This window comes from Secundilactobacillus malefermentans DSM 5705 = KCTC 3548, from assembly GCF_001436395.1.
Lineage (GTDB): Bacteria > Bacillota > Bacilli > Lactobacillales > Lactobacillaceae > Secundilactobacillus > Secundilactobacillus malefermentans.
In genome coordinates, this window is record NZ_AZGJ01000003.1 from 42704 (window position 1) to 66552 (window position 23849).

24 protein-coding genes and 1 tRNA gene are annotated in these 23849 nt (G+C 41.2%); 14 read left to right on the forward strand and 11 right to left on the reverse strand.

Annotated features, from left to right (window positions below; all coding sequences use genetic code 11):
* Positions 1–8: 8 nt before the first annotated feature.
* The 4 genes from FD44_RS01185 to FD44_RS01200 are packed head-to-tail and all read left to right on the forward strand — an operon-like array spanning position 9 to position 3453.
* Entirely contained in the window at positions 9–782 is a 774-nt protein-coding gene (locus FD44_RS01185; RefSeq protein WP_010619035.1) for a 1-acyl-sn-glycerol-3-phosphate acyltransferase, read from the forward strand.
* A 5-nt stretch (positions 783–787) separates the two neighbouring features.
* Complete coding sequence (locus tag FD44_RS01190; protein ID WP_010619036.1) at positions 788–1618, forward strand: glycosyltransferase family 8 protein; 831 nt, start codon at positions 788–790, stop codon at positions 1616–1618.
* A gap of 4 nt (positions 1619–1622) precedes the next feature.
* Positions 1623–2573: a glycosyltransferase family 8 protein gene (locus FD44_RS01195; protein WP_010619037.1), complete on the forward strand. Its 951-nt coding sequence runs from the start codon at positions 1623–1625 to the stop codon at positions 2571–2573.
* A 4-nt stretch (positions 2574–2577) separates the two neighbouring features.
* Positions 2578–3453 (forward strand): lysophospholipid acyltransferase family protein, encoded by an 876-nt coding sequence (locus FD44_RS01200; protein ID WP_010619038.1) that lies wholly within the window; start codon positions 2578–2580, stop codon positions 3451–3453.
* Between the two features lie 40 nt (positions 3454–3493).
* Here the strand turns inward: FD44_RS01200 and FD44_RS01205 are convergent, their stop codons facing one another.
* On the reverse strand, positions 3494–5017 hold the full coding sequence (locus FD44_RS01205; RefSeq protein WP_010619039.1) for a ClC family H(+)/Cl(-) exchange transporter: 1524 nt from the start codon (positions 5015–5017) through the stop codon (positions 3494–3496).
* A gap of 374 nt (positions 5018–5391) precedes the next feature.
* Positions 5392–5464, reverse strand: a tRNA-Lys gene (locus FD44_RS01210).
* Positions 5465–5829: 365 nt separating this feature from the next.
* Between FD44_RS01210 and yycF the strand changes: the two genes are divergently transcribed.
* The 8 genes from yycF (at position 5830) to FD44_RS01250 (ending at position 15399) form a co-directional block, all read left to right on the forward strand.
* Complete coding sequence (yycF, locus tag FD44_RS01215; protein WP_010619040.1) at positions 5830–6543, forward strand: response regulator YycF; 714 nt, start codon at positions 5830–5832, stop codon at positions 6541–6543.
* A 24-nt stretch (positions 6544–6567) separates the two neighbouring features.
* Positions 6568–8451: a cell wall metabolism sensor histidine kinase WalK gene (gene walK / locus FD44_RS01220; RefSeq protein ID WP_010619041.1), complete on the forward strand. Its 1884-nt coding sequence runs from the start codon at positions 6568–6570 to the stop codon at positions 8449–8451.
* Positions 8438–9745: a YycH family regulatory protein gene (locus FD44_RS01225; RefSeq protein ID WP_010619042.1), complete on the forward strand. Its 1308-nt coding sequence runs from the start codon at positions 8438–8440 to the stop codon at positions 9743–9745. The genes walK and FD44_RS01225 overlap by 14 nt, the downstream gene beginning before the upstream one ends.
* 29 nt (positions 9746–9774) lie before the next feature.
* Positions 9775–10596, forward strand: coding sequence for a two-component system regulatory protein YycI (locus FD44_RS01230; protein ID WP_010619043.1), 822 nt, complete (start codon positions 9775–9777; stop codon positions 10594–10596).
* A 95-nt stretch (positions 10597–10691) separates the two neighbouring features.
* Positions 10692–11501 (forward strand): MBL fold metallo-hydrolase, encoded by an 810-nt coding sequence (locus FD44_RS01235; protein ID WP_033445153.1) that lies wholly within the window; start codon positions 10692–10694, stop codon positions 11499–11501.
* Between the two features lie 223 nt (positions 11502–11724).
* Positions 11725–12915 (forward strand): S1C family serine protease, encoded by a 1191-nt coding sequence (locus tag FD44_RS01240; protein WP_029327472.1) that lies wholly within the window; start codon positions 11725–11727, stop codon positions 12913–12915.
* Between the two features lie 620 nt (positions 12916–13535).
* Entirely contained in the window at positions 13536–14015 is a 480-nt protein-coding gene (gene rlmH / locus FD44_RS01245; protein WP_010619046.1) for a 23S rRNA (pseudouridine(1915)-N(3))-methyltransferase RlmH, read from the forward strand.
* Between the two features lie 106 nt (positions 14016–14121).
* On the forward strand, positions 14122–15399 hold the full coding sequence (locus tag FD44_RS01250; protein WP_225423052.1) for a DUF2971 domain-containing protein: 1278 nt from the start codon (positions 14122–14124) through the stop codon (positions 15397–15399).
* Positions 15400–15454: 55 nt separating this feature from the next.
* Here FD44_RS01250 and FD44_RS01255 read toward each other — a convergent pair whose 3' ends face one another.
* On the reverse strand, positions 15455–16624 hold the full coding sequence (locus tag FD44_RS01255) for a DUF2075 domain-containing protein (RefSeq protein WP_010619048.1): 1170 nt from the start codon (positions 16622–16624) through the stop codon (positions 15455–15457).
* 218 nt (positions 16625–16842) lie between these two features.
* Here FD44_RS01255 and FD44_RS01260 point away from each other — a divergent pair, with 218 nt between their 5' ends.
* Positions 16843–17784: a DUF5655 domain-containing protein gene (locus FD44_RS01260; protein WP_010619049.1), complete on the forward strand. Its 942-nt coding sequence runs from the start codon at positions 16843–16845 to the stop codon at positions 17782–17784.
* Positions 17785–17795: 11 nt separating this feature from the next.
* On the opposite strand, the gene yaaA is transcribed toward FD44_RS01260, so the two are convergent.
* The 7 genes from yaaA to FD44_RS01285 all read right to left on the reverse strand — a co-directional run bounded on the left by yaaA (position 17796) and on the right by FD44_RS01285 (position 22350).
* On the reverse strand, positions 17796–18542 hold the full coding sequence (yaaA, locus tag FD44_RS01265; protein ID WP_010619050.1) for a peroxide stress protein YaaA: 747 nt from the start codon (positions 18540–18542) through the stop codon (positions 17796–17798).
* Between the two features lie 110 nt (positions 18543–18652).
* Positions 18653–19558 carry a hypothetical protein gene (locus FD44_RS01270; RefSeq protein ID WP_010619051.1) on the reverse strand — a complete coding sequence of 302 codons (906 nt, stop codon included), beginning with the start codon at positions 19556–19558 and terminating at the stop codon, positions 18653–18655.
* A gap of 289 nt (positions 19559–19847) precedes the next feature.
* A complete protein-coding gene (locus FD44_RS01275) occupies positions 19848–21023 on the reverse strand; it encodes an MFS transporter (protein ID WP_010619052.1) in 1176 nt (391 codons plus the stop codon).
* A gap of 135 nt (positions 21024–21158) precedes the next feature.
* On the reverse strand, positions 21159–21323 hold the full coding sequence (rpmF, locus tag FD44_RS01280) for a 50S ribosomal protein L32 (protein WP_010619053.1): 165 nt from the start codon (positions 21321–21323) through the stop codon (positions 21159–21161).
* Between the two features lie 22 nt (positions 21324–21345).
* Positions 21346–21462: a putative metal homeostasis protein gene (locus tag FD44_RS10470; protein WP_010619054.1), complete on the reverse strand. Its 117-nt coding sequence runs from the start codon at positions 21460–21462 to the stop codon at positions 21346–21348.
* A 169-nt stretch (positions 21463–21631) separates the two neighbouring features.
* Positions 21632–21781, reverse strand: coding sequence for a hypothetical protein (locus FD44_RS10475; RefSeq protein WP_155801528.1), 150 nt, complete (start codon positions 21779–21781; stop codon positions 21632–21634).
* Between the two features lie 8 nt (positions 21782–21789).
* Positions 21790–22350, reverse strand: a complete 561-nt coding sequence (locus FD44_RS01285; protein ID WP_133278349.1) for a hypothetical protein — start codon at positions 22348–22350, stop codon at positions 21790–21792.
* Positions 22351–22437: 87 nt separating this feature from the next.
* Between FD44_RS01285 and FD44_RS01290 the strand changes: the two genes are divergently transcribed.
* A complete protein-coding gene (locus FD44_RS01290) occupies positions 22438–23085 on the forward strand; it encodes a Crp/Fnr family transcriptional regulator (protein WP_010619056.1) in 648 nt (215 codons plus the stop codon).
* Positions 23086–23255: 170 nt separating this feature from the next.
* Here the strand turns inward: FD44_RS01290 and FD44_RS01295 are convergent, their stop codons facing one another.
* Positions 23256–23735 carry a GNAT family N-acetyltransferase gene (locus tag FD44_RS01295; RefSeq protein WP_010619057.1) on the reverse strand — a complete coding sequence of 160 codons (480 nt, stop codon included), beginning with the start codon at positions 23733–23735 and terminating at the stop codon, positions 23256–23258.
* Positions 23736–23849: the final 114 nt, after the last annotated feature.

The window sequence follows — 23849 nt, forward strand, 5'->3', positions numbered from 1 at the left end:
ATAACGGTTTGAGAGGGAAAAAGGCGCCAAAAACTTACTATTATCAGTCATTTACGGATGATTTTGTGACCAGCAAAAATCAGGATCAAAAACTACCTAGTGCGTACAGTTGGTCGCACAATAGTTGGGGATTCCGCTGGTTATCAAGGTTTCTGTACGGCTTGTTTTGGCTGTTTGGCGTTTTCTATTGTAAGTGGGGACTCCATGTGACAGTGAAGAACCAGAAAGTACTGAAACCGTACCGTCATCAGGGTTACTTCGTTTATGGGAATCACACGCAGCCGGTTGGGGATGTTTTCACACCCCTGCAGGTCATGGCGCCTAAACGAACCTACATGATGGCAGGCATGGCAAATCTAGGCATTCCAGTTCTTGGAAAATTGATCCCAATTGCGGGTGCGCTAATTTTGCCAGATTCGATTCACCAAATGGGTCAATTTAATCGGGAAATTGAGTCGCTCATTCAACGGAATCAGGCTGTGACTATTTATCCGGAAGCGCACGTTTGGCCGTACTACACGAAAATTAGACCATTTCCGGATGGCGCTTTTCACTACCCGGTTCAATCGCAGGCAGCTGCGTTTGCGATGACCACGACGTACCAAAAGCGGCGCTGGGGGTCGAAACCGCGATTAACAGTCTATGTGGATGGCCCATTTTTGCCGGATCAAACACTGAACAAAAAGGACCAACGCAAGAAGTTGAATCAGGAAGTTCATGATTGTATGGTTATGAGAAGCAAAGAAAGTCATTATGAAACCGTTCATTATCAAAGGGGGTGAGATAGTTGAACATTTTATACTGTGGGAACGACAAGATGGCGGATGGACTTTTAATTTCAATCATCTCGCTATTGAAGCATACGAAAGAGCCGTTGCATATTTTTGTGTTAACGGCGGCAATCAAGACGACGCAACTAACGTATCACGCGATTGATGATGCGACGATTCAATTTCTAAACGAGCGGGTTCAGCTTGAACGTCCCGATAGCACCGTGACAAAGGTGGATGTGACGAAAGAATTCATGGACAATCCACCAACAGCCAATATGAACACCATGTTTACGCCATATTGCATGATCAGACTCTACGCTGATTTGATTCCGTCTTTACCTGATAAACTATTATATTTAGATACTGATATTATTTGTCACCAAGATTTTCATTCATTCTATTATCAGGAAATGGGTCAAACTGAAGTGATGGGCGTCTTAGATCGATATGGAAAGTGGTTATTTCATCGAAGAGCCGATTCTCTGGACTATATGAACTCTGGCGTTTTGCTCCTGAATTTGGCGCAAATTCGACAGACAAGATTATTCGAAAAATGTCGGCAAATGTGCGCAACTAAGTGGCTCTTCATGCCAGATCAATCAGCACTTAATAAACTAGCAAAATCCAAGAAAATCGTATCAAAGCGATTCAATGAACAGAAACGACTCCGAAAGAACACCGTTTTTCAGCACTTTACCACGAGTTTTAGATTTTGGCCTTGGATTCACACGCAGAAGGTAAAGCCTTGGCAAGTTGACCAAATGCACGAGGTTCTGAACCTGCACGCCTATGATGATATTCTGGCTGAGTATCAAGAATTACAACCAAAGCTGAGGAGGCTTTAGCGATATGCAAGATATAAGAGAGACGATTCCATTATTTTTTTCAGTAGATGATCGGTACGTTCCCTATTTGGGCGTCATGATCAATTCACTAATTGCGTCTGCATCACCAAAATACGATTACAAAGCAATTATTCTGTACCAAGATATAACTGAGCGCAATCAGAAACGCCTTAAAGAGCAAGAAACAGCATCCTTTACACTTGAATTTGTCCCAATGGCAAACGTCTTAGAACGCCAAATGACGGCGGATAACGCAAAATTACGTGGCGACTATAGTACGTTAACCATTTACTTCCGGTTATTTATTGCGGACATGTTCCCGCAATTTGATAAGGCCATTTATTTGGATGCGGATATGTTGGCACCGGGCGATATTTCGGAACTATATGAAATGGAATTGGGCGATAATTTAATTGCCGCAGCACCGGATACATTTACCGCTAGTATTCCGGAAGGCGTCAACTACGATAACAATGCGGTGGGCGTTCCCGCTGGCAAGTATGTTAATTCCGGTGTCCTCTTGCTTAATTTAAAGCAATTTAGGGCAACTAATTTTAGCAAACAGTTTTTAGAACTGTTTAATCGTTACCACTTTAGTGTCATTGCACCGGATCAGGACTATTTGAACGCATTAGCTTACCAAAAGACCCTCTATTTGGATCCAAAGTGGAATGATCAAACAGCGGTTCCTGAGATGTTGACGGCTGATCCTAAAATTATTCATTACAACTTATTCAAGAAGCCAACGCACTATGAAAATGTTCCACATGAAACATTTTTCTGGGAAACCGCCCGTAAATCAGGCTTCTATGATGAGCTTTTAGAAATGAAAAAGCATTACTCATCAAAAGACGTTCAGCAAGATCAAACCAATTTGGTGAGTCTAATTAAAATGGCAAATAGTGTTCCTGATGAGGAGATTACCTTTAAAAAGGTGTTGAACGGAGGGGAGTAGGCACATGGATGCTAGCAAATTAGTGGCGGGAAACCGCGAAGAAGTCATTCAAAATATTAAACAAGCAGTCGCTGAACAGCGATTTAACGACAAAGTGGAAACCAATGATCCGGTCATGACCATGCAGCAGCAAGAAAAAGTGGTGAATCATTACCTCCATTACTATGAAAATTGGCGGTATAAGGTTAAAAATGTTGCCGCAAGAAGCATGCTACGAGTGGCCTCAAAGTGGATTATGCGCACGACTAAGGTTGTCGGAAGCGAGAATATTCAAGCGATTAAAAGTGGAGCGATTGTCACGAGCAATCACTTTAGTCCAATCGAAAATACGGTTGTCAGTAAGGCCATGCGGGTGAGTGGTAAGTCACGACTATTTATCGTGAGTGAAGCGACTAACCTTGAAATGAAGGGATTTGTTGGTTTCGTCATGAATTTTTACGATACGATTCCAATGAGTACGAGTACCCAGTACATGGCGCGACCGTTTCCAAATATGTTGGCAGATATTTTAGAAAAGAAGCATTTTATCCTAATCTATCCGGAACAGGAAATGTGGTTTAACTATCGTAAGCCGCGGCCACCAAAGCGTGGGGCGTACTATTACGCTGCGAGATTCAATGTTCCAATCATTTCGTGTTTCGTTGAAATTGTGGATACCCATCAGCAAGTTAGCGTTGATTTCAACGAGGTGCAGTTCATCATGCATATCCTGAAACCAATCTATCCCGATGCGACTAAAAATGTGCATGAAAATAGTTTGGCGATGATGCAACAGGATTATGATCAAAAGTGTGCGGCGTACGAGCGCGCATATGGGAAAAAATTGACCTACGAATTTACGCCTGGTGATATTGCGGGTTGGATTCCGCAGGAGGCTTAAAAAAACGCCACTACAAAAATGTAGTGGCGTTTTAATTTGGTTAAAGGTACGTTTCCTTAAATTGATTGATTTTTGGCCGATGGTTACTATCAAATAGAAGTGTCAGCTGATCACCAACAGCGAGGGTTAAGTCACCATTTGCAACGAGTTCACGATTATGTCGATGCACACGCGTTAGAATCACGCCGGCGGGCCAGTCAACACCACGAACCTCTTTGCCAGCGATTAAACTTGCTGGTGAGATAGTAATGGTGAGTTCATCTAACTTTGCAGCCGGGGTGCTAATTTGATTTTTGAGAGCAATTTGAGAAGCCAGTGCGTTGTAAATTGGCGAACCACCCAGCCAATCGACCATTAAATAGGCGATTAGCGCAACGATGATGAGGGGCAATAAGTGAATAATTGAGCCCACCATTTCGGTAATGAGGATAATCGCGGTAAAAGGAGATTTACTGATACCGGCAAAATAGCCCGCCATGCTGACGATGATGAGGTTGGGGATGTACATATTTGGCATCAAATGAAAACTAACGGCAAGCGTCGCGATTAGCGCACCAATTGCAGCGCCAAGGGCGAGGATTGGTAAGAAAATGCCACCTGGAACGCCCGAACCAAAGGAAATGGCCGAGTAGATAAAGCGGACAAGCACGACACCGAGTAAAAATAGGAGTGTCCAGCGGTGGGTCCCTAAAAGCTTGATGACGTCGTTTCCTCCACCAATGACGGCTGGCCACAAAATGCCTAATGGCCAAATCAGGAGAAGCATAATGCCGCCGTGGTAGCGCCTCGGCAACCATGGAATTTTTGAATAGAGACGTGGCATATTTAACGTCACAACTTGATAGAGACGTCCTAAAAGACCCAACAGAATTCCTAAGGGGATTAGAAGCCAGAAGTATTGAAGGGGCAGGGTGTGCGTGTAAACGACATCTAGGACGGGTTTTAGACCGAAGACTTGCTCGGAAACTAGGTCAGCAGCAAGTGCACTACTTAGTGCGCTCAACCAAAGTAAAAGTGAAAAGCTATGCGCGACTTCTTCCAAAATAAACATGGCCCCCGCCAAAGGAGCTCCAAATGCGGCTGACAAACCAGCGCTGGCACCTGCAGCAATCATTAACCGCCACCGTTGTTCATCTAAATGGCGGCCTTCTGCGTACCATTGTCCAACCAGGCTACCCAGTTGAATTGAGGGTCCTTCTCGTCCCAGCATGCCGCCAGAGCTGATCATAAGGACCCCCGCTATGTATTTGCGCCAGAGTAAGGGGAAAGCCTTGAGTGAAAGTTGCCCTGATAGTTGCAACTCCACTTCCGGAATTCCTGAACCCATAATGTGTGAATGACCTTTGATGAGGTGCCCAACGATACCAGCAACTAGCAAAATCACAACTAAGAGGAATAGGGCGTTTGGCCAATTAACAGATAGTTGGTACATTCTTTTCCAAATGAGGAGGCCGTGCTGAATGAGCCAGCGAAAGGAGCTCACCACAATTCCGGCAAAAAGACCGACTAAGAAGCTGTCGGCCACAATTTTAATTTTTGATCGATCAATTTTTTTTCGTTCCATAACTATAGTCAAGTCCGTTTCGTGAATAAGCTTATAAATAAGTTTACCACACGCGTGGAAGCTGATTAGGACTTATTTGGATTTCCACAATAGCCGTCACAGGCGCACTTATCTTCACTGATCATGGGGCAGTGACAAATACCATCAGAGCTGGCGCAACCACAGCCGGGTTCACAAACCATTCCTTCGTGACAATACGGGTTCTTGGTTTCATTCATCATAAACACCTCTTTCTGATTGTAGTATATAACTTGTAAGTGGATTATTTAACCCAAAATTAATCTGATGGGCTTAAACTCAAAGTAGCTGAAATAAAAAAACAGCAATCACGGCGATTTAACGCAGCGTGATTACTGTTTAGTGTTTTTATATGATGGGCAGTCAGGGGATCGAACCCTGGACCCACGGATTAAGAGTCCGTTGCTCTGCCAGCTGAGCTAACTGCCCATATAATTTGCGTTAACAAAACTTGCTCGTTAACAACGATAATAATATTACCATGTAGCTTTTAGCAACGCAACACCTTTTTTTAAAAATTCATTTACAATCTCCGTACAATTTGACGACAAATGACCCAAGAAATGCCGAGTTTATGCGTCAGTAGGTAGTCTGTGCTATAATGACTTTAATTCTAATTATTTTAAAAATTGGAATAAAAATCTATCCTAAATGGCCGAAAATGGTGATCTAGGGATGTTTATTCATTCTAGCTGGACGCTCCTGGCAGAGTGACTTAATCGGAATGAGCGAAACGATAATTTGAAATTAAAAATTTAAAACGAGAAATGAAAATCCTTTAAGGAGGAACATCCATGAAGAAAATTCTAGTTGTCGATGATGAAAAACCAATTACTGATATTGAGAAATTTAATTTAACTAAAGAAGGTTACGAGGTATATGTTGCCTCTGACGGTGAAGAAGCAATCCAACAAGTTGAGGATGTTAACCCAGACCTCATTATTTTAGACCTAATGCTTCCAAAGATTGATGGACTAGAAGTTGCCCGTCAGGTAAGAAAGAACCACGACATGCCAATTATCATGGTCACTGCAAAAGATTCTGAGTTAGATAAGGTGCTAGGACTCGAACTTGGTGCTGATGATTATGTTACCAAGCCATTCTCAAATCGTGAATTGATTGCGCGTGTTAAAGCTAATTTGCGTCGTCAAAATACGGTTTCTAACGCTCAGGCAGATGATAATGAAACCCAAGATATTGAAGTTGGGGACTTAGTTATTCATCCAGACGCCTACTCCGTTTCAAAACGTGGCGAAAATATCGAATTAACCCATCGTGAATTTGAACTACTACACTATTTGGCATTACACCTAGGTCAAGTAATGACCCGTGAGCACTTACTGCAAACAGTTTGGGGCTACGACTACTTTGGCGATGTCAGAACGGTTGATGTGACGGTTCGACGTTTACGAGAAAAGATTGAAGATAATGCGAGTCACCCAACATGGTTGGTGACTCGCCGGGGCGTAGGGTATTACTTACGCAACCCAGATAACGAACAAAGCTAATTTGCACGGAGGAGTCAAAAAAGCGTGAATACAAAACTGCGTTGGTATCAGTCCATTCATTATAAAATTGCGCTCGTATTTGCGCTAATGCTGATAGTGACCCTGGAAATTGTTGGGGCAATTTTCGTTCAACAGCTTGAACGACAAAATATTAATACATTTAAATCACAGATGACCTTACCGCCGTACGTTAGCACTTCGTTGGCAGATCAGTTAGTGCGCAGTAATTCTGGTGCCGCAAATAAGCGAATTAGAATTATTTTGCAAGACGTGAATGCGCCTAATAACGCGCAAATTGAGGTCATTGATAGTAAGGGAACCATCCGTGGAACAAATGAAATTAACGATCAATCCGTTGTCGGCCAGAAAACGACTGATAGTGGGATTAAGAGCGTTATTTATAATACAAGAAGTGCGGGAATTGACCGGACGACCGTTGATAGTGGGGACAATCACTACTATATGACGGTAAAACCGATTATTCGGAGCCAAACTGCCGGCAGCAATAACAACACGCCTGTCGGGGTTATTTACATGCGGGCTAGTTTAGATAGCGTTTATAGCAACATCAATACAATTACGTTGATCTACGTCTTTGCGGCACTGATTGCGATTGTCCTTGGCTTAATGCTGGCAATCGTTATTTCGCGAGCAATTACCCGGCCCATCGATGAAATGAAGAAACAGACTTTGCGAATTGCGAGAGGGGACTACTCTGGCCAAGTTCACGTATATGGAAATGATGAACTCGGACAACTTGCTGGCGCCGTTAATAACCTGTCTGTCAGAGTTGAAGAAGCTCAGGAATCAACTGAATCAGAGCGACGTCGTTTGGATTCCGTTATGTCCCATATGACTGACGGTGTTTTAGCAACCGATCGACGAGGAAACGTCATCACGATTAATGAAATGGCGAATGATTTCTTGGATCTAGAAAATGATGATGCTGTTGGCAAATCAATCCTAGATATCCTGGATATTCGCAAGGAATACTCATTGCGAGATCTCCTCGAAAATCCAGACGAAATTATTCTCGATTTTTCAACTGATGAACATGACTTAATTTTGCAGGCTTACTTCTCATTGATTCAAAGGGAATCTGGCTTCATTAGCGGACTCGTCTGTGTCCTTCATGATGTCACTGAGCAGCAAAAGATTGATCAGGATCGAAAACAATTCGTGTCAAACGTTTCTCATGAGTTAAGGACACCGCTGACAAGCGTGCGTTCTTACGTCGAGGCTTTATCTGACGGTGCCTGGAAGGATCCGAAGATTGCACCCAAGTTTTTAAAGGTGACCCAGGAAGAAACTGACCGAATGATTCGAATGATTAATGACCTATTAACGCTGTCACGAATGGATTCCGGAACACAAAAGATGAATTTAGAACTCGTCAATTTGAACGAGCTATTTAACTATGTCCTCGATCGCTTCGACATGATTATTACGAGTAACGAAAAGAAGAGCGATGAGGAAGAACCGGAAAAGAACTACTCAATCAAGCGTAATTTTACCAAACGCGATTTATGGGTAGAAATTGACACGGACCGATTTACTCAGGTTCTTGATAACATCATGAATAACGCCATCAAGTATTCGCCAGATGGTGGCGTCATTACCTGCCGTTTGGTGGAAACCCATAACAACGTCATCATCAGTATCAGTGACCAAGGATTGGGAATTCCGCGGGCGGATCAGACCCACATTTTCGATCGATTCTATCGAGTTAATAAGGCCCGGGCTAGAGCACAAGGTGGAACTGGACTAGGGTTGGCAATTTCACGAGAAACTGTCCAAATGCTGGGTGGCCGAATTTGGGTTGATAGTCACGAAGGCCGAGGCTCAACTTTCTACATTACGCTACCTTATGAACCGTACGAGGGGGACCTTTGGGATGAAAGTAACTAGAAAAATATTTTTACCAGTGGCGCTCCTGGTTGCGGTCGTTCTTAGCATGATTTTGTCGTGGTTTATTTGGACAAATAATCCAGTGAGGTATGAACGTAACAAGGAAGATACCGTGACGAGTACGAGTACCCAACGGGATTTGAGTACGAAATCAATTCGTGATATTTATTTGCCAGTTCAGGTCATCACAACGGATGTTGGTGGCAATCAAAATTTGGTGAATAATCACAAGGTTAATTTAGTGACTGAAATTCGGGACCGAATGAGTACTTGGAAATCGAATCGAATGGTTTTAGTTAAATCACGCTCTAAGTCCGACTATTTAGCGCAATTGCGCCGGCCGGACACCGTGATGATGAATTACGATAGTAGCATTACCGTGAAGGTTTTCAATCGCGTCTTTAAGAACCAGTTGAAGGGTGTTCGCAATCGAAAATTTAACCGAATTCAAATCAAAATGGACGATGCGAAGCACATTTATCTTCTAAACGATAACGGTTATCGAATTTATCGGGTTACTGTTAGTGGTCAAAAATTGAGTAAATTACGCAGCGTTTTAAAAACAAACTTAATTAAGTATCCAATTAATCTCAAGATGGTCAGTGATCAACCAACTGTTTTCATTAACAAAGGCCTAAAAATGCCGCGGTATAGCTACATGATTAACAAACAGGATGCCAATAACTTTGTTAACCGGCTGATGAGTTCAGATAATGACAACATTTCAATTAAGAAACGTCAAAATGTGACAACGTATGATGATGGCTCTTACCATCGTTTGCAAGTGAATACGAAAACGGGATTTGTCACTTACGGTGATTACAGCTCAATGAAGTCGATTAATACGTATACAAACATGTTGCTGCGATCATATGGTGACCTGAAAAAGATTGGCATTCCGTTAGATAACACGCGATTCTACTATTACAATAAAAAAACGAGTAGCGTTGCCTACCGTGGCTTCGTTGAAGGCTTCCCAATCTTTAATCAAGCAGAATATGGGACTGCACGCATTCAGTTGCAGGGTCAAAGCATCAAACGTTACAACTTCTCGCTGTACGGATTACAGGTGCCGGTTCCTTCAAGACAGAAAGATAAGGACCTGCCGACAACCCAATCGATGCTGGATCAGCTGAAACAGGCGGGTATTAAGGAAGCGGATGTTGATAATATTCAACTAGGCTATGAATGGAAGCAGAATAAAGCGTCAAGTGAAGTCGTTGACTTAAACCCAACTTGGTACGTGAGATATCAGGGAAAATGGCGGACTTACGAGTCATTGTTGAGTAACTAATTTGAGCAATCAGGAAAGGAGGAAATTGTGTGGATTTTCGACGAATTGAATGGATATTCTTAGTGATCTTTGTTGCGATTGATATTTTCTTATTTGTGTCGTTTAGGCAAAGTGGGACTGTTCAAACAAGTGGCAGTGCCCAAACTGGCGATTCAAATGGGACCATCATCAAGGAAATGAAAAGTGATCAAATTAAATTTAGCCAACCATCTGCAAAAAGTTCTGATGGATACTACATTTCGAGTAGTAATAATAATGATTTGGAAGATAAGGCCGGTTCACTGCTTGGTCAATCAACGAGTTACAGTGATGACCAGTTGACCAGCACGTTCAAGACCCCAGTTGCCATCAGTAATTCAACGGCAGAAAAGGCAACTGACATCATGATGAAGGATTCTAGTCAGGTTTCTCATGGGAAGGAATACCATTACAGCAAGCAATTATCGACCAAAAATCAGATAATTTACGTGCAAGATGTGACCAATGGTTCCATTTATTCTCAAATGGGTGAAGTTCGCTTTAAAGTTAGCAATAACGAAATCACCGGATATACTCAAGGATATTTGAGTGACGTCCAGTCTTTACGTGAAAAAACCGACACAATTTCCGAACAACGGGCCTTAATTTGGTTGTATCAATATAATGAAATTCCAAACGGGGCACAGATTCAGTGGACGAAACTTGGATATACAAAACTACTGTCCATTCAGGAAAGTAGCGTGTACGTGCCAACTTGGATTATTGCGATGAAGACCAATAACACGACGGGGACGTACCTGAGACGTGTTAATGCGTTTACTGGTGCCATTCTTAAAAGTGAAACGTCAGCCAAATCGGTAACGACTGATTAAAAAATAGTGTATAATCGAGCCATAATTAAAGATAACGGAATAAGAGCTGGTGGCAGAACCATTGTCCCGGCTTTTTACATAAAAGGGAGCACTTAATGACAATGAATGATGGACTAAAAGTCAGCGTATTAGCCAGCGGTAGTACTGGCAATTGCACATACATTGAAACGGGTCAGCACAAGGTATTGGTTGACGCCGGATTAAGCGGCAAGAAAATTGAAGGATTAATGGCATCAATTGGCAAAAGTCTGAATGATGTCGATTCTCTGTTTGTGACCCACGAACACAGTGATCACCGCAAAGCAGTTGGCATTTTAGCACGACGCTATCCACAACTAAACGTGTACGCCAACAAGGGAACTTGGGATGCGATGGCTAACCGAATCGGGGAAGTTGCTGCTGACCAAAAGAACCTATTTGCACCAGATACCACTCTATCAATGGGTGACCTGGACGTTGAAAGTTTCAGCGTGTCTCATGATGCAGCCGAACCTCAATTTTACTCATTTCATCATAATGGGAAGTCGTTTGTCATCTTGACGGACACGGGAATGGTCTCAGAGCACGTTGAGGGCACGATTAAGGACGCAGATGGCTACTTGCTGGAATGTAACCATGATCTTGAAATGTTACGTCAGGGAAGCTATTCATGGCCATTGAAGCAACGGATTCTAAGTGATAAGGGGCATTTGTCCAACGAGGATAGCGCTAACGTGATGATGGATGTGCTTGGCAACCATACGAAGCGCATTTTCCTTGGCCATTTAAGTCAGGAAAATAACATCAAGACGCTTGCCCATTTGACGGTGGCTTCAATGATGGCGAACCACGATTACGGCGTGGGACACGACTTTCAGTTACTCGATACGGATCCTGATAAGGCATCAGGAATTGTTTCTCTTTAATAAAATTTAATAATTTAACGAGAATTTAGCGACTTTATTCAAACATTTTTCACAAGTTAACGGTAATATAGACTTGTAAAAGGTTTAAATAAGGGCGTTTTTCTTTTGCGCTAAATCCAAAGGGAGGTCAGGCGAAAGCCGAATCAATATGGATAATAATAATAATGAGAACCAAAACTTAGATAACCAAGATCAACCAACTCGTGCTAAGCGAGGCGGCGGTATGCTAACAAAGGTTGCCATAACAGCATTAATTGCCGGTTTACTTGGTGGGGGCATTGCCTATGGGGGAATGACCTACTTTAATAATCACGTGAATACAACTTCAGTTCCTAGTGGCTCAAACAGTGGTGGTACAGCATCGACGAGCAACGTGAAGGTTAACGTTAGTTCTAAATCTGAAACTGCGTTCAAAAATGTGAAGGGTGCCGTTGTTTCGGTTATCAATTTGCAAAAAGAAAGTTCAAGTAGCGATGGATTGGGAAGTTTGTTTGGCGAGAGTAGCAGTGAGTCATCATCGTCCTCTAGCAGCTCCTTAGAGGAAAGTTCAGAGGGTTCAGGTATCGTTTATAAGAAATCTGGGAACTCGGCTTACATCGTCACAAATAACCACGTGGTATCTGGTTCAAACGCGCTAGAAGTCATTACTAGTTCTGGTAAGAAGAAGGAAGCCAAAATTGTTGGTAAGGATAGCGTGACTGATTTAGCCGTTATTAAGGTTAATTCAAGCGATATCAATAAGGTTGCCACGTTTGGTGATTCATCAGCTATCAAGGTTGGTGAAACAGCGCTTGCGATTGGATCGCCACTTGGTTCAGAGTACGCAACCTCATTGACACAAGGAATTATTTCAGCTAAGAAGCGAACGGTTGAAACAACGAATGGGACTGCAACGGTTATCCAAACGGATGCCGCTATCAACCCAGGTAACTCGGGTGGTCCACTGATTAATTTAGGTGGCCAAGTTATCGGGATTAACTCGATGAAGTTAGCTTCTGACAGCTCAGGTACTAGCGTTGAAGGGATGGGCTTTGCCATTCCAAGTAATGAAGTTGTGAAGATTATTAATCAACTCATTAAGAGTGGTAAGATTACCCGACCAGCATTGGGAATCAAGTACGTTGATTTGTCGGAAATCTCTAAGACCCAACAAAAATCAACGCTTAAATTACCAAGTAGCGTTTCTTACGGTGCCGTTGTGATGGCAGCGCCAAGCAGCAATTCGCCCGCAAGCAAGGCCGGCATTAAGAAGTACGATGTCATTACGGCCCTTGGGAGTAAAAAGGTAACTGAAAATACGACGCTACGTGATCTTCTGTATAATTACAAAGTTGGCGATAAGGTCAAAGTGACCTACTACCACAACGGAAACAAGAAGACTGAGACGGTAACGCTTAATAAAACTGCTTCATAAATGATGCATAAAATAAAATTTCTAAAAACTGGCGATAGACGGCATTTTGAGTCACACAATCGATTGGTTTTAGCATAAAAAAGGTCCGATAGACGAGCGCGTCTATCGGGCTTTTTTGTCTGTTTTCCGAACTAGGAAAATGAATGCTTGCGGAATCAAGTGTATTTGCAGCGTGAAAGAGACGAAAAGTCCGAATAAAAATAGTGGAATAAGGGTAAAACTTCGGGTGAGATAAATCAGAGGAACCTGTGGATAACTTTGTGGATAAGTCAAAATTTGTGTATATTTTAAAAATGATACTGGTATAACTTTATTTTGCTCAATTTTTAAGTTATCCACAGGCTAATGTGGATAACTTTGTCAACAACTGGGGATAATTCCTTAATCCCTTGTGGCCGTAAGTGTTTGACTGTAACATAGGAACGCTTGTTTTGTTTAACCTGTTGATAACTATTTTTAGGGGTCTATTATAAATGCCGTTTTTGAAGCATGTTGACGGTTACAATTAAAATAAAGTGTGAATTAAGTCTGTGGATAACTTTGTGCATAACTTGTTGATAGTTCCATTTTTCGGTGGATAGCGTAAAATGAAAGCAGAAATAATGGCTAAGGAGTCTATGATGAATATTAAAATTATTGGTGTGGGTAAACTGAAGGAAAAATACTTTAAACAGGGAATTGCTGAATATGCAAAACGATTATCACGTTTTTGTAAGTTTGAAATTGTCGAGGTTCCAGATGAGAAGGCTCCTGAATCTTTGAGTCAGGCCCAGATGGATGACGTGATGGCTAAGGAAGGCGAACGTATTTTGGGCAAAATAAAAGACCGCGAGTACGTGTACGCACTCGCAATCTTAGGGAAGGAACGTTCATCGGAGGAATTTGCTGCCGAGATCGCGCAATTAACTACTTATGGACATTCTGATATCACGTTTGTCATTGGTGGATCACTCGGATTGACACCAGAGGTCCTTAAACGTGCCAACACACAGATTTCGTTTGGCCGGTTCACACTTCCTCACCAATTGATGAGACTGGTGCTGACGGAGCAGGTATACCGGGCATTTATGATTAACGAGGGAAGCCCGTATCATAAGTGAAGGTTTGCAAACATGTAAGGCTTTACCGGAAATATGGTGAAACTGGTGATTCAAAATTGTTATAGAAGGTGAAGTTATTTTTAGATTAAGAAATATTGATACTCTTTTGAAATTTAAAGAGTTAGAAAAACAATCCATCTATTTTGCTCCGGCTAGTGTTGAAGATGATATGTATGAAGGCAGATATCCAATGTATTTTGACGGAAATGAGGCATTGTGGCAAGGTTTCTTTGCTATGTTCTACAAACATATTTCATTTAATCAAGGAATCGTTGGCGAAAAATTTGATGAATATGTACCAGCCATGGTCCCATTAAAAACGAATCTCACTAGTAGAAATTATAATTATGATGGAGAGGAATTTAAAGGATATTTAAATATAGGCGGAGTGAGGGCTTTAATAGCGCTTTTTGCAGCGTCAGGAAAAGTATATGAACGTCAGTTGCGTAAGATAATTACTCAGTATATTTTATTTTTAACTATTTTTTACTCGCAGCAATTTGGAGCATTTGTTAATAAGAAAACAGAACTTGAAAAAAAGAATAAACAAATGGTGAAAAAATTGGATAGTGTGCAGAAGATAATAAGTACACTCAATAAAGTACCATGCGAAGAAACAAGTCGTGTAGATATTTTGTCAAAATTTACTAGTGACCCTTTATGTTACCAAAATGAGTTGGATGTTAATAGTCAGCAATTCGTTAATTATCAAATAAGTGAAAAGTTGATGGACAGTTTTTTTGAAGGATTAAGGAATATGGCATTAGAAAACTGCTACATTGCTTCATTTACAGATGATTATTCAGACGGACGGATGTGGCATGATTATACTAATTATGAGGGGATTGCAATAGAGTATAAGAATGATGAGTCAATCACTTTAAGGGATTCTGAAGGAAATAGCAGTAATCATAAGTTTAAAAAAGTGGCATATGAGAATGCACAAAGTTTTAATTTTTTTAGTTCTATAGGAAAACTACCGGATGCAATGATTACAGGAATATTTGCAAATTATGATTGGGGAAACGATACTCATCAAATAAAAGAAAATCTAAAAGATAACTACTGGAAATGGACCGAGCAAACAGTATTAACAAAGGATTCTTCGTGGATCACACAAAGAGAGTCGCGTCTTATTATTTCTAATTTTATGGAGGGATATTCTACGACTCAAAGTAGGACATTTTTTTATGATTTTTCAGAATTGAAATCAATAACTTTTGGTCCTAAAACAAGCAATGAAAATAAGATAAAAATAACCAAAATACTCGTTCAGAAATGTAAGGAGAATGATGTTGCAAATTTTCCTGTATATGCTATGTTCAGAGATGACAAAACTGGAAAGATGGAGCGAGAACTTTTGACAAGTCTCCATGGAAAATAAAAGTAGGTGCCTCTTATGGCACCTACTTTTTGTAAAGTGAAGTAGTATATAGAACTTACTTCCTATCTTCATCCAATTCCATCAATCGCTGTCTCAACGCAGGGTCATAGGCCGTCAAATACAGCCCATACTTACCACGCTTCATTAACACGTTCAAAACGTTTGCGATGAAGGTTTTATATTCATCCTGGGAAAATTGAATATCTTTCCGTTTCTTGAAAATTTCCTTATGAGAATACTTTTCGGGAATGATGGTCATGGTGTCCGCCTTCTTATCGTAGCCAAATGAAGGGCCGATAATCATCCCAACGTAATTCAAATCAAATCCCTGCAGCGTGTAAATCGTTCCAACTTGGGTAATCGATCCCTCACGTTTAGCCCACGGGGTGCGTTGTGGATCCCATTCATCCCAAGGTAGGCTGAAAGTATCCATTTCAACGTTATGGCGACCATCAATTCGTGGGAAGCCAGAGGTGGCTACGACACGGCTCATGCCAAACTCTTTGTTGCGCTTTTTGATAGTTTCAAACAAGTCACCGGCTTTATCAAACACCTTAAACTCAAAGTCGCTATTGTTCGGGAAGGCTTTCAATGGCTTTTCAGCAGATAAATCGTCCATCCAGGCAACCTGCTCATCACTGGCGACCATTCGGTATTGGAAATCCATATCAAATACTTTGTAGGGGTCCTTACCAATCGTCTTAAAGAGCAACTCCTTGTCCCAGTACATCTTAGACTGGAAGACCTGGTCGAAATCGTACACGGCGACGACCACTTTGGCCATACTCATCAAATCAGTTAGTTGATTTTGTCCGCGATAGTGCGCGTAGGGTTCTGATTTGGAATAGAGGAGATGGGCTTCGTCGACAAAAATAACGTCATATTTTTTATGATTCTTTTGCGCGTCATTAATTAACGCTGTTGGTCGCAAAATGGACTTCACGTTCATATTTGGGATTGCCTCACCAATGTCACGGTAAGCTTTATATAGTTCCGGATGGTTAACGACTAATGCGGTCTTATAGCGCTTGTCGGTCATGTATTGGCGAACCAGCTCCATTAAAACGACTGACTTTCCGGTTCCCGCACCACCCTCGATAATCGCGATGGAATGGGACTTATCGTTGAGTCCTTTTTCAATGTAATTGTTAATATCTGTGATTTTTGCTTTTTGATCGTCTGAAAGATCATCAACAAAAAATTGTGCTTTTAAAATCTCATTCATGGTGTGGCTCCTAAGTTATTCATTATTTGAGTGCAGTTACTGCTGTTGTATTCCTCAAGGTATTATATCAGTAAAACGATAAACTGCTTGGAATCTTTGAAAATTTAAGCAAATGGAAAAGGGTAGTTTGCTTTATAAAAAAAGAGGATAATGAAAAATGCTGATTTTAGTATCAACAATTTACATGATATGCGTTTTACTTTGGAGGAAAAAATACATTGGAACTTTTTAAGATAGAAAACCAAGACCTGAAAAAGGTAGATGGCAGTAATTTTGAATTGGAGCGAGAATTACAAAACCTAATTGAAAACAATCTTGAATTAACATTAGGAATTCAATTTGTCGCAAGTGAGTTTGTCGTTGGTAAATACCGCCTTGATACGGTTGGTTTTGATCAGAGTACGGATTCATTTGTTATTGTGGAGTATAAGAGATCCTCCAAGTATAGTGTCATTGATCAGGGATTTGCCTATCTGAATACACTATTAAATCATAAGGCTGATTTTGCACTCGTTTATAACGAACAGTTTCAAGCAAAAAAAGGGATTGAGGATTTCGATTGGACGCAGGTAAAGGTCATCTTTGTCGCTGGCGGATTTAGCGCCTACCAAATGGATGCAATTAATAATCCTGATTTACCAATTGAATTATTTGAAGCAAAAAAATATCGAAATAATCATCTTTCATTGAATCAAATTTTGCGGCCTAGTAATTTAGGGCATTTTGCTCATAATTCTAATAAGAAAGCAGTTCGTGAAGATAAAGGTGTTAACTTAGATAATGCTGCCGAACTAATTGCACCAAATGAAGAAAGACTAGTAGCGGCGGGCTCTGAAAGCATCCAGAATCTTTATCAAAAAATGAAAGATGCTTTGCTGGAGTGGGATTCATCGTTTGAAATAAAGCCAACATCTAAATACATTGGTTTTCGGATTAATCAGCATAAAATTGTAGACTTTCTTCTACAAAAACAGGCTATGAAAATGTGGATTAATCTTCCTATGGGTGAATTAAAGGATCCTAAGAATCTAATTCGCGATGTCAGTGAAACGGGGCATTGGGGAAACGGAGACTATGAGATTCGACTGGAAAATGATAGTCAATTAGAATACGTTTTAAGCTTAGTCAAACAGGTTTGGCAAAAGTATAGTCATTCATAATCTGAAAAGAATTATGCTTTCACAAACACCAGTCTTTCCTTCGTCGACCGTTGCTCATCAAACTGGTAGTCTAAGCGGTTAAATTTCCTCAATTCAGCCGCTTTTTGCACGTCGTTTTCTGCCATATATCGAACCATTTCTCCCCGGGCCATTTTAGCAAAAGTGGCGCGGATTTTTATTTTGCCATCAATTAGTTGCCCGAAGACAATTTCGATAAAGGGCGTATCCGGTGGTAGGTAAGGCCGAATGGCTTTAGCGTATTCCTGAGAGGCCAGATTGATAATGGGTTCGCCGGCGCTGCTACCTAATGCATCGTAAAGTTTATCGCCCCAGAAATCATAGAGTCGTTGATGTCCTTCAACCACAAGTGGTGACTGCATTTCCAACCGGTAGGGAACGACACCATCAAATGGTCGCAAGATGCCATAGAAGCCAGATAATATTTTTAAATTGGCTTGAACGTAATCTAGGGCTGGTTCCGTAAAAAGGTCGGGTGCCATGTATTGATATTGAATGCCCGAAAAGGCCATCAGAGCAGGCGTAAGCTGAGTTTCTAAATTGAGGCGTTGCAGCTGATCGTAATTTTCTCGGGCAAGTTTGTCGCTACAATTCCAAATGGATTTGGGTTCATCATAGTTATGAGATTTTAGTGCAGTCACGATTTTTTTAGTCTCTGATAAATATTGCGGCAATGCTGTACTAGCAAAGTTATCGGTATCTATTTGCATTTTTTTGGCGGGTGAAATAATAATTTTCATGAGTCATTTCCTTAGCATTAGTGTAGGTTCATGTATGTAGAATACCGCAAAATTGAGAATAAGAATACAAAAAATCCCCAGGGCTGCGGTTTCAACCTTGGGGATTTGGTTTATTCAGTGATGAAATGGACATCTGGTGTTTCGGAATTACGCTTAGCTAATACCAAGGCATAACCCGCGGCACGACCATTACCACCATCTTCAATAATTGAGCGGTAAGTATCGGGTATGTTGTTAATGAAGTAAATGCCAAGCTTGTAGCCTGATAATTTGGCACGCTTGGAAGCACTGTAGCCGGCTTTGTTGAGTGCCGTTTGGAGGTAGGCAAGTTTCTTAGCATTGCTGGCAGTCTTATGTTTGTAAAGGGTATTCATAGCGCTATTGAGCGGAATAATATCAGTATAACCAGTAGTTGTGACTGAGGTTTGGTCCTCAAACCAAGTCGTCCCCTCATCGAAAGTGCTGAGGCTTTCGTTGTACGCGGCAATTCTACTAAGATTCAAATCAACCGGTGTCTTAGGGAATAATTTGACGACTGATTTAGCTAGTTTTTGGTAATTTCCCTTTTGAATATAGCTGGCGTACGTTTTAGTTGAATTAAATTGAGATAGCGCAGCGTAGTTTAATTTGTTGGGATTAGGATTGACACCCGCCTTTAAGTTCCCCCGCCAAACGTAACCGGTGACTATTTTTCCATTGCCACGCAAAGCGGTTGAAGTTCGGTAGTAAACTGCCTTGGTATTGCCATGTTTCAGCACTAACTCAGACAATTTAACGAACGTTTGGCTTGGATAATTTTTCAAGTTGATGATTTTCTTTGTATGGCTGGCGTTCCACATGTAAACGGACTTCTTGCTCGATTTGACGTAGTAAGTTGTGTCAAAAATGCCATATTTCGCGCTAACTTTGGTATAGGTGGTCTTTGCTTGTGCTTGATGTGGCTGGGCAACAAGTGCACCGCCAAGGCCGAACAAGCCAAAGCAGATGCCTAAGGTGATGATGAGTCTTTTTTTCATGATGAATCCTCCCGAGGATAATATGTGATTAATTTGCATACATAGTATAACGCAAATGTGGCGTGGAAATGGGACGTCGTTGCGATCTAATTAAAATCAAAGTTTATTTTCCTTAGTAATTCTCGGGTTAAGTAAGGTTGCGCCTGTATAAGTGAGTAGTAAATTAGCTGCTCCTATAGTTGTTTGGCCTAGGACATTGGAAACAAATTAATTTTGATGTTTGACTAAATAAAGCCCCCTTCATTTGAAGAGGACTTTATTTTTGAACAAAATATTTCTCCTGTAACACTTATTCAGCTGCCTTACTTTTCTTATTCAACCTAATCAGCCAAACCGTCAGTCCAAACGTAATCACCGTATAAATGGCACCACCAGGCCCTACGGAATTCATACCGATTGAGCTAACTAACACACCGCCAGTTGCGGATCCCAACGCAATTCCAAAATTGGAGAAAATCGAATTGAGAGAGGATGCCAGAACGATTGATTGTGGGTAAGCCTCTTCCGCTACTTGTAAGAAGAGGATTTGAATGGGGGAGCCCAAGAGTGGCATGCTGGTAATCAGCAGCATTAAGACGAGGACGCCCACCCAACTATAAAGGAAGGCAAGGGGCATGATGAGGAGTAGTACAAATTGGCCAATGTAGACCTGAGGCATGACGTTGAGTCCGGGCCCTTCAGTTAATTTGCCGCTCATCCGGTTGCCAATAATATTGGTAATCCCAAAGACAAATAGGAGAATTGTCAGCATGCCCGTCGAGAAGTGCAATTGGGTCGTGAGAATGGGGCGCAAATATGTATAGAAGACATAAATAGACGCAAGGTTAAACATCGGCAAGAACATTCCAACCTGAATTCGACGATCCTTTAATAAGGCTAACTGACCCATAATGCTACTGGCTTGCTGTTTAAAGTCACGAGGCAGTGACGCTAAAATGAGGCCCATTGTGATAAACGAAATGATAATAATGGTTAAAAATGAGATCCGCCAGCCCAAATTAGTTGAAATCCAGGTGCCCAGTGGAACTCCGAGCACGGAAGCAATGCTAAATCCAGCGAACACCCAAGATAATAACCACCCTCGTTTTGGCAGTGGGGCGATATGACCGGCAAATGACAGCGCAATTGAGATGGCAACGCCGGAAACTAACGCCGTGATAATCCGGGAGATGGTAAATACGGTAAAGTTTGGTGAGATGAAGCTTAAAATATTACCAAACGTAAAGATACCCATGAGGCCAAATAGTCCCCAAAATAGATTATGTTTACCAATTAGCAACGTGATAAATGGGGTGCTGACCGCATATACCAGGGCAAAGATTGTCACCAGATAGCCAACCGCAGCAACGGAGACGTTAAACTGCGCTGATAGGTCATCTAAAATTCCGACGATTAGGAATTCACTAATCCCCAGCGTAAACGCAATTAATATAAGAATTAAACTTTGAATTTTGAATTGTTTCATCATTTTACTTCTCTTTCTATACCTAATTATTTGACAGACTTGCTTATATTACAAGGTTTTGGTGATGACGTCTATCTTTTCAATAAAAAAAGCTCGATTCAGATTGAATCAAGCCCTTACATAAAATATAGTCACCTAAATTACCTTTTTCCCATTATAATAGCCATCCAACGACACTCGATGGCTCATATGCGCATCACCAGTTTTTGAATCAACTGAGACATTAGGTTGATCCAATTTTTTTGGTGATCTGCGCTGGTTCTTTTTGGTTTTAGAGGTTCTTCTTGCTGGAACTGCCATGAGTGAGATCTCCTATCTAAGCTTAAGCTTTCTTACTGTTACGTTTGGCGTCTTTAATTACCTTTAATGCGCGTTTACGTGCTTTGATATCCGGACTTTTTAATCGACGGTGAGCACTGGCTAAATCTGTTTTTTCCATGATGAACCTCCTGTAGTTAATGATTATGTGCTTTCATTTTCGCTTTAAACTAAGTAAATCGTTATTATTACGATTTGGACTTTAATAATTTATCATCAGTTAAAATTAAAGTCAAAGGAAAGCATTTGGATATGAAAAAAGCCCGATTCTCATCGAATCAAGCTTTACCTCATCTTTTCTTCGGTACCACCAAATGGACAACGCATTCAATAATCATTCCGGCAAACATCAGATACATGGCAAAGTCCATGTGCATCCTGAGCATGCCGATGAGACCGATGATATAAATGGCGAGGACAAATAAATGTAGAATTTTCATGCGATCACCTAGTCAACTCGTTTAATCTTACCAACCGCAATTGGTAGCGTCACATGCGCATCAAAGTCGCCGACCATCCCAGCAACCGTAGCTGGTAATTCGAGAGATGCAGGTACACCGTGAATGTAAATGACCCGTTTGTCTAGTTGAAGGTCCTTGCTGCCAAATGCTTTTTCAAAGTTAGCTTGTAAGGTTGATAGGGGAACGACCTGCGTGTATGAGAAATGGCCATTAGCGTCAGATACGGGATAACGATCATGGGGGATGTCGATGTTTTCAGGAGCATCGTCAAATGCGACCATCGTTGTGCCAGAAACGGCTTCAGTTTCCATCAAATCGACGAACCCATCAAGATTGGTATCCTGGTCAATGGTTGAAATTGCAGCATCTTTGCCATCTGGGAAACCATGAAAATGTTCCCAGTGTTCTGTATTGGCGGGGGTGTCGAACATTTCAATGGTGATGGTTAGTTTGTCGTTTTCTTCTAAAAAGGTTGCAGTCCCATGGGCGCTCGTACCAATTTTCGTGTCGTTTAATGGAACAATCTGTGCTTCGTATTTTGTCATAATAAAAGTTCCTCCTCGATTTATCTGAACTTAGTATATAATCAAGTTAATCAAAATAAATTGATAAATGTCAATTTTTGGAGGAAAACGATGAAAAATCATTCCGCATTCGAGTGCGTTAAATCGGCGCCAATTTTTATTGGACTGGACGACGATACAATTAAGAAGTTAACGACCATTTCAACCCATCAGGAACAATTTCCCGCCGGAACAACGCTCTATGAGGCTGGCTCGGATGTGGATCGACTATTAGTGGTGGACCAGGGGCGCGTCAAAGTTTACCGGTTGGATGAAGACGGGCAGGAACAAATTCTCTACTTCTTAGATGGTCATGCGGTCGATAGCGAAGCAGCACTTTTCACGGAATCAACGCACCACAACTTCGCTGAAACGGTAGAGGACTCACTCGTTTGCTCGATTAGGAAGTCAGATTTTCAGGAGTTGCTTGAGAAGACGCCTTCCTTGGCCGTCAGCATCATCAACGCGTTTGGCAACAGACTGACGGATTTAGAAAACCGCAGTGCCCGATATGGAACGCTCACTTCACATGATCGATTAGTTCAATATCTTGAGGATACGGCGGGAAAGATTGGTAGCCATTATTTCAAATTACCGTTGAGTAAACGTGATTTGGCAAATTGGTTGAGCATTACACCGGAGACTCTGAGTCGTCAATTTACGAAGTTGAGCCAAGAGGGTGTGATTGAGATGACGGGGAGAATGATTAGGTTACTGTGAGTGGAGGATGTTTCACGTGAAACTTTACGGTAGTGACAGGGGTGCGTGAAACTGATTGATTTGGGTGACTACTTGGCCTCAGTAGAAATGGGATTGAATTAAAGACAGTCCAAATTTAGGTTAAAAACAACCCGATGACTCATTACTTAATAGGTATTAAAAAGGTCACGCTATTTTTTTTGCGGAAATTTTTCCAGTCGGTACAGTTGTTCATCATCCAGTGAGTCAATATTATTTTTAAAAGTATATCCCATTTTTTGATAGAATCCCAAAGCAGTTTTTGAGGCTGGAATCTCTATGCGGCTTGCATGTTTGAAGAAGGAATCGGATTCTAAGGTTTGAATAATTGATTTTCCGATGCCTTGGCCTTGATAAGCTGGAAGAACAAAAATATCAAATAAACTAAATTCTGTTTGGCTTCCCCAATAAGATCCAATAGCGCCGGTACCGATAATTTTAGAGTTATCACAAATGACATAAAAATGGGTTTGAGTACTCTTTTCTGTAAAAAATGCTGGCGTCAGCGTTTGAATTGTTCTTTCAATATAATCATGTGAATAATCAGAAATATTTGTGGTTCTTAGCGTTTCTGCGACTACTTTGGCAACTTCGTCTGCATCAGTTTCGCGAAACAATCGGCTCTTTATCATCATGATCACCCTTTAGTTAGAGAATATAATAATATCTATTATGCTTTTCGGAGTTAAAATGTAAAGAGTCATTCATTTAATTAAGGCGTACGAGTGTTTAAATAATTATGTGTA

Bases quoted from the DNA above. Each gene is read 5' to 3' on its own strand.
- FD44_RS01195 (WP_010619037.1), top strand. From the start codon at position 1,623: ATGCAAGATATAAGAGAGACGATTCCATTATTTTTTTCAGTAGATGAT.
- FD44_RS01200 (WP_010619038.1), top strand. From the start codon at position 2,578: ATGGATGCTAGCAAATTAGTGGCGGGAAACCGCGAAGAAGTCATTCAA.
- FD44_RS01205 (WP_010619039.1), bottom strand. From the start codon at position 5,017: ATGGAACGAAAAAAAATTGATCGATCAAAAATTAAAATTGTGGCCGAC.
- yycF (WP_010619040.1), top strand. From the start codon at position 5,830: ATGAAGAAAATTCTAGTTGTCGATGATGAAAAACCAATTACTGATATT.
- FD44_RS01225 (WP_010619042.1), top strand. From the start codon at position 8,438: ATGAAAGTAACTAGAAAAATATTTTTACCAGTGGCGCTCCTGGTTGCG.
- FD44_RS01235 (WP_033445153.1), top strand. From the start codon at position 10,692: ATGACAATGAATGATGGACTAAAAGTCAGCGTATTAGCCAGCGGTAGT.
- FD44_RS01240 (WP_029327472.1), top strand. From the start codon at position 11,725: ATGCTAACAAAGGTTGCCATAACAGCATTAATTGCCGGTTTACTTGGT.
- rlmH (WP_010619046.1), top strand. From the start codon at position 13,536: ATGAATATTAAAATTATTGGTGTGGGTAAACTGAAGGAAAAATACTTT.
- FD44_RS01255 (WP_010619048.1), bottom strand. From the start codon at position 16,624: ATGAATGAGATTTTAAAAGCACAATTTTTTGTTGATGATCTTTCAGAC.
- yaaA (WP_010619050.1), bottom strand. From the start codon at position 18,542: ATGAAAATTATTATTTCACCCGCCAAAAAAATGCAAATAGATACCGAT.
- FD44_RS01270 (WP_010619051.1), bottom strand. From the start codon at position 19,558: ATGAAAAAAAGACTCATCATCACCTTAGGCATCTGCTTTGGCTTGTTC.
- FD44_RS01275 (WP_010619052.1), bottom strand. From the start codon at position 21,023: ATGAAACAATTCAAAATTCAAAGTTTAATTCTTATATTAATTGCGTTT.
- rpmF (WP_010619053.1), bottom strand. From the start codon at position 21,323: ATGGCAGTTCCAGCAAGAAGAACCTCTAAAACCAAAAAGAACCAGCGC.
- FD44_RS10470 (WP_010619054.1), bottom strand. From the start codon at position 21,462: ATGGAAAAAACAGATTTAGCCAGTGCTCACCGTCGATTAAAAAGTCCG.
- FD44_RS10475 (WP_155801528.1), bottom strand. From the start codon at position 21,781: ATGAAAATTCTACATTTATTTGTCCTCGCCATTTATATCATCGGTCTC.
- FD44_RS01290 (WP_010619056.1), top strand. From the start codon at position 22,438: ATGAAAAATCATTCCGCATTCGAGTGCGTTAAATCGGCGCCAATTTTT.
- FD44_RS01295 (WP_010619057.1), bottom strand. From the start codon at position 23,735: ATGATAAAGAGCCGATTGTTTCGCGAAACTGATGCAGACGAAGTTGCC.